This is a genomic window from Micromonospora sp. M51 (assembly GCF_018070305.1).
GTDB lineage: Bacteria > Actinomycetota > Actinomycetes > Mycobacteriales > Micromonosporaceae > Micromonospora > Micromonospora parva.
The window spans coordinates 22,524-28,523 of record NZ_JAGPXZ010000008.1; the positions used below are offsets into that span (position 1 = coordinate 22,524).

The following is a 6,000-nucleotide window of genomic DNA, read 5'->3' on the forward strand; positions in this document are numbered from 1 at the left end:
ATAGGCACCTGGTGACCGTATGGCAGCCAACGCTTCCACCGCGGCTGGGTCAGGCCGGCGGATCGTCTCCGAAGAGGGCTTCCTTCACGCCTGGGCCGCCCCAGCGGGTGGCGACGAGCTCGGGACGAGGGCGGGCCGGCTCGGGCACCTCGCCGGCGCCGCCCGGCCGGCGCCGGCCGGGCGCGCGTTGACCACCGATGGTGCAATTGAGTCGGATGGATCCTTACCCGGGGAGGAACCTGATGGCTGACCACAGCGGGCTGCCGATCGCCGCGCTCCTGCGCGGGGGCCCGGAGGACGGACCTGGCGAGCTGGAACTCGGTGCCCGGCAGTTGGCCCTGGAACTGGCGCCGTACGGGGAACGGTTGCCCGCACCGACCGAGGTCGCGCCGGACGGCACCCGTGCCGGCGAGATCGAGATGATCGGTGCCGTCGCGCTGGCCATCGAACCCGCTCTCCCGTCGATCATCGCGGTGCTGGAACTCCTCCTCGCCTGGGCCGGCCAGCGCCAGGGGCGCGGCGTGCGGATCGTCGAGCCGGACGGCAGCGAACTCGACCTCACCGGAGTCTCCGCCGCCGACCAGCGCCGCATCGCCCAGACCTGGCTCGACCGGAAACTTCCCCGGTGACGCGCAGACGCGCCCTGTTGATCGCCTGTGACGAGTACGACGATCCCAAGCTGTCCCGCCTCCGGTCTCCGGCACACGACGTCCAGGTGCTGGCCCGGCTGCTCGGTGACCCGACGGTCGGCGCCTACGACGTACGGCTGCTGGTCAACCCGACCGAGCACGAGGCCCGGCTGGAGATCGCCCGACTGCTGCGGTCGGCCGGCCGGTCGGACCACCTGCTGCTCTTCTTCGCCTGCCACGGCCGACGCGACATCGACGGGCTGCTCTACCTCGCTCTCGCCGACACGGACGTCGACGACCTGCCGGCCACCGCGCTTCCCACGGAACTGATCAACCGCCTGCTCAACCGCTCGGCCTGCCAGCGGATGGTCCTGCTGCTGGACTGCTGCTTCAGCGGAGCGGTGTCGCGGGTGTTGACCCACCAGGGCGACGCGGGCGTCCGCGGCGGGGACCTGTTCCCGGGCGAGGGCACCGGCCGCGCCGTCCTGACCGCCACCACGGCCCACGAGTACGCCTGGGAGCCGGCCGGCGAGCCGCTGCCGCTGACCGACAACCCTCGGCACTCCGTCTTCGCCGGTGCGGTGATCGAGGGGCTGCGCACCGGTGACGCCGACCTGGACGGTGACGGACTGGTATCCGCCGACGAGCTCTACCGGTACGTCAGGGACTCGGTCGCGGTGGCCGGCGGGCAGACGCCCCGCCGCTGGATGTACGGCGCCCGGAGCTCACGGGGCCCGGCCCTGGCCACGGCGGCCGGCCGGACCGCGCCCCTGCCGCCGGCCGGGGTGGAGGTTCGGGACGGGCGCGGTGCCGACCGGTCGGACGGTCCGGTCCCGCCCCGCCAGCGGCCCGTCCCCTGGGCGGCGGAGCGCCTGCACTGGGAGGCGGGGTTGCCCGAACCGGTGGAGCGGATGCTGAGGGGTTCGGCCGACCGTACGGGTTGGCTGGCCCTGCGGGCGGGCAGCTGGGACGAGGCGACCACTGGGTTCGAGGCGGCGGTGCGCGTCGACGGGACGGCCGGTGCCTGGTGGGGACTCGGGATCAGCCACGCGATCGGCGGACGCTGGCGGGCCGCAGGCCACGCGTTCGCGGCGGCCGCCGGAGGGCTGCGGGAGGCCCCACCCGACCACCCGGCGCCGACGGCCGCGCTGACCGCCGGGGCGCTGCTGCTCGCGGTCGTCACGCTGCGGGCGGGCGGCGATCAGCGCGCGGCCCAGGTGCTGACCGACTCCGTCGACGCGTTGCCGCTGTGCCCGCCGCTGCTGGTGCTCTCCGCGGCGTGGGCCGGTGACGGTGCGGCGCTGACCCGCGCGTTCCTGCTCGACCCGGAGATGGCGGTGGAGTGCGAGGCCGCGGGCATGGAGATCGGACCGGCAGTCCAGGAGGCCATCGCCTGCGGCGAGGCGCAGGTCCGCCGGCTCGACGTCGCCCGCACCCGGCTGCGCGCCACCGACCCGTCCTGGTCCGGCGGTCCGGCCGGCGACGGCGGGCCCGAGGGAGTATGGCGGTCGCCGCTGGCGCGGCTGCCGGAGGTCCGGCGGGCCGTGGAGGTACGCCGAGACGAGCTGATCTCGCTGCTGCACGCCCGCCAGCTCGGCGTACGGGACGCGTTGCGCGCACCGGTGCCGGACGGGGGCGGAGCGGTGGTGGCGGACATCCGCAACGCCATCCACACCGGTCACGAGGCGCTGCGGGCGACGGACCGGCCCGCACCGCTGGCTGCGGTCGGTATTCCACCGATCCGTCCGATGCGTTCAATTTAAGCTAATAGATTTCCTCCGTGCGAAGGGTTCTACCGCACGCGGTTGCCTCCGTACTATCTGTATACCCGCCGCAATGGGTGGTTCTCGGCATCGCATCGGAGGAGACATGGTCGATAGCGGTGTCCTCCGGCGCTGCCGAAGTGCGCTCGGATGGCGGCGCCCGTGACCCTCGAATCCCACGACCACCGCCGGCTGGTCGACGCGATGCTCGCGCTCACCGGTGCCGAGGTACGCACCCACCGCGACCGGTACGTACGGCAACTCGGCCACCTGATCGACGGCGAGCCTGTCTTCCGCCGCTCCGACGTGCCCTTCACCGACCTCTGGGGACTCGTCGCGGCCTGCGAGGAGGTGCCGGGGGCGCTTCGGCTGTTGCCCGAGGCGGTGGCGGCGGTGGACGGTGAGAGCCCGGAGCTGGACCGCTTCCGCGCACTCGTCGCCATCCACCTGCCGCCGGAGATCCTCACCGCCGACGAACGCGGCCGGATCGTCGAGCTGGCCGACGGCCTCGATCCGCCGGTGCTGCTGGATCTGTGCCGCGGCGCGGTGGCGCGGCTCGGTCCGCGGGTGCGCCCACCGGTCACCGACCTGGCGGCCGTACTCCGGGAGCTGGAGGACGCGATCTCCGACCCCGACGTACGCCCGCCGCTGGTCGCCTTCCTGGACGACCTGGCGGGCCGGGTCGCCCTACCGGCCCGCCGGATCGCCGGCCGCCTCGCCGACGCGGTCGCGCGGCGGATGGGGGTCCCGCCGGGTCCGGCGGCGACCCCGCCGCCGGCCGGGTCGGCAAGCGGTCCCAGACCCTCGGACGGCGACCAGTACCGCTCCTACTTCGTGGTGCTGCTGGACGCGGACGGCATCGACGCCTCCCGGTACCTGTTCGAGGCCTGGTTGGTGACCCCGGGCGATCCCGGCCGGCTGCCGTGGCACTGGGAACGCGTCCCGGACGGGCCGGGGGATCGGTTCCGACTGGAGCAGATCCAGCTCAAGATCGATGAGGCGCTCACCGAACTGGCCAATCGCAGTACCGCCGAGATCGGTCAACTGACTGTCGAGTTCATCGTGCCCCGACCCCTGCTCGACTACGAGTTCGACAGGTGGCAGGTGGCGGCTCCGGGGCTCTACACGGCCCTCGGCGTGCACTACCCGGTGGTCGTCCGCGACCTCACCCGGATGCGCAACTCCCTGATGCGTCCCCGCTGGCGGACGCGGCACCGGCGGCTGCGCGAGCAGGGTTCCGCCGTGCAGGCCCGGGCGGTCGCCTTCGAGCGGCTCACCGAGCCGTACGTCGCGCAGCACCTGCACGCCCGACTGCTCGGCAACGACGACTACCCGGTCTGTCTCGTGCTGTTCGTCAGCGGCGCCGAACGGCACATCCAGGCGGCGATCGGCGCCGCGGTCACCGCCGGACTGCCGGTCGTCCTCTGGTGTCGCGATCGCGCGGCGGCGTCACGGTTCGATTCGTACATCCCCGAGGTGCTCATGGCGCGCAGCGTCGCAAACCTGCGCGAGCTGGTCTGGGAGCTGCGTCGCGACGCGGGCAGCGAGGGCGGCTCCCCCGAACACCTCGGTCTCCACCTCACCCTGCTGTGGGACGAGATCGACCGGGTGCCACCGGCCGACGCCCTCAGCGCGCCGGTCTAGGAAGGGACGACAGCGTGTTGGAATCACCACCGCAGCCGGAGGACTCCGCCACGGGCGACGGCGAGGACTGGCGGATCTACCTCGGCACCGGACGGCCGCACAACGGCGTCGAGCGGCTCCCCGAACCGCCCCAGTGGCGGCGGTTCGGCGGCGGGCCACTGATCACCTCGGCGCTGCCGGAGGACCGGCAGGGCGCCGAGCGGGCACGCGGCTACCAGATCACCGACGAGGCGATCGAGATGGTGAACGCCGCGCTCTACCTGCGCCGCCCGCTCCTGGTGACGGGCAAGCCGGGCACCGGAAAGTCCACCCTCGCCTACAGCGTCGCGTACGAGCTGGGCCTCGGGCCGGTGCTGTACTGGCCGGTGACCAGCCGCTCCACCGTGGACGACGGCCTCTACCGCTATGACGCGATCGGCCGGCTCCAGGAGACGAACCTCTTCCAGTCCACCGGGCGGACCGAGGAGATACCGGACATCGGCCGCTACCTGACGCTCGGCCCGCTGGGCACGGCACTCCTGCCCTGGGCACGTCCCCGGGTGGTGTTGATCGACGAGCTGGACAAGAGCGACCTGGGGCTCCCCAACGACCTGCTCAACGTCTTCGAGGAGGGCCGGTTCGAGATCCCGGAACTGGCCCGGCTGCCGGAGGACCAGAGCCTGGCGGAGGTGATGACCAGCGACGGCACCCTGCGGGCACCGGTACGGCGCGGCCAGGTCCGCTGCGCCGCCTTCCCGGTCGTCGTCATCACCAGCAACGCCGAGCGGGAGTTCCCACCCGCCTTCCTGCGCCGCTGCCTGCGACTGGACATCCAGCCCCCGGACGAGCAGGCCCTGACCCAGATCATCACCTCGATGCTCGGCGAGGAGGCGGTGGCCGCCAGCGCCGACCTGATCACGCACTTCCTCGACCTGCGCGACCGGGGTGCGGTGGCCACGGACCAGCTGCTGAACGCGATCTTCCTGGTCACCTCCGGGGTGCGACCGCCCGAGTCGACCCGCGCCCGGCTGCGGGCGAACCTGATCCGCGACCTCGAAGCGGCCGGCACCCTATGATCGATCGGCTGGTCACCGCCCTCGGCGGCGCTCCCTCAGCCCTGACGGCCGAGGAGTGCGCCGAGGCGATCTGGCTGGCCCGCTTCCTGCCCCGCCAGCCGGGGCCGCCCCGGGCCGGGCCGGCCGCGACGGCGAGCGACGCGCCGCCGGGGGCGCCACCCGAGCCACCGGCGTCGCCGCCGTCCACCTCCCCGGCCCGGCAGCCCACCCGGCCGGAGGCGCCCGCGGTGAACGAGGCGGAGCCGTCCGCCAAGCTCTACCTGCCGCCGCCCGCCAACGGGCCCCGCGACCCGTCCTCGCTGCCGCTACGCACTCCCGGGGTGCCCGCCCTGCCGCACGCCCGGGAGATCGCCCGGGCGCTGGCCCCGCTGCGCCGGTCCGTACCCGCCCGGCACGCCGTGCGGCTCGACGAGGCGGAGACGGCCCGCCGGTCGGCGGAGGCCCGGATGCTCCAACCGTGCCTCACCCCGGTCACCGAGCCGTGGCTGGATCTCGTACTGCTGGTCGACGGCAGCCCGTCGATGGTGGTCTGGGAGGCGACGGCGACCGAGATCCGGACCCTCGCCGACCGGATGCGGGTGCACACGTTCCGCCGCATCCAGGTGTGGTACCTGCGGCCGGACGCCAAGGGCCACCGGCCGATCCTGACCTCCGACGGCGGCAGCACCGCGCGGGACCCGCGCGAGCTGGTCGACCCGGAGGGCCGGCAGTTGACGATGGTGTTGAGCGACTGCACCGGCGCCATCTGGGACGCTCCCGAGCTGCGACGGTGGCTCGCGATCTGGGGCCGCTCCGGTCCGGTCGCCGTGGTCCAGCCGCTGCCCCAGCGGCTGTGGCACCGCTGCCGCCCGACGCTGCACCCCGTGCTGGTCCGGCCGACCCGGCCTGCGGCTCCGGCGGCGCAGCTGC

The 6,000-nt window shown here is 73.8% G+C and carries 5 protein-coding genes; all 5 read left to right on the top strand.

Annotated features, from left to right (window positions below):
* The first annotated feature begins 242 nt into the window (after window positions 1-242).
* On the top strand, window positions 243-629 hold the full coding sequence (locus KBX53_RS01165; protein WP_210857523.1) for a hypothetical protein: 387 nt from the start codon (window positions 243-245) through the stop codon (window positions 627-629).
* Window positions 626-2,392, top strand: coding sequence for a caspase family protein (locus KBX53_RS01170; protein ID WP_210857524.1), 1,767 nt, complete (start codon window positions 626-628; stop codon window positions 2,390-2,392). The genes KBX53_RS01165 and KBX53_RS01170 overlap by 4 nt, the downstream gene beginning before the upstream one ends.
* A gap of 150 nt (window positions 2,393-2,542) precedes the next feature.
* Window positions 2,543-4,036: a hypothetical protein gene (locus KBX53_RS01175; RefSeq protein ID WP_210857525.1), complete on the top strand. Its 1,494-nt coding sequence runs from the start codon at window positions 2,543-2,545 to the stop codon at window positions 4,034-4,036.
* 14 nt (window positions 4,037-4,050) lie between these two features.
* Window positions 4,051-5,091, top strand: a complete 1,041-nt coding sequence (locus KBX53_RS01180; protein WP_245233520.1) for a MoxR family ATPase — start codon at window positions 4,051-4,053, stop codon at window positions 5,089-5,091.
* Window positions 5,088-6,000 (top strand): SAV_2336 N-terminal domain-related protein (locus KBX53_RS01185; protein ID WP_305797927.1); only part of this gene is annotated, 913 nt, incomplete at its 3' end. The genes KBX53_RS01180 and KBX53_RS01185, both read left to right, overlap by 4 nt.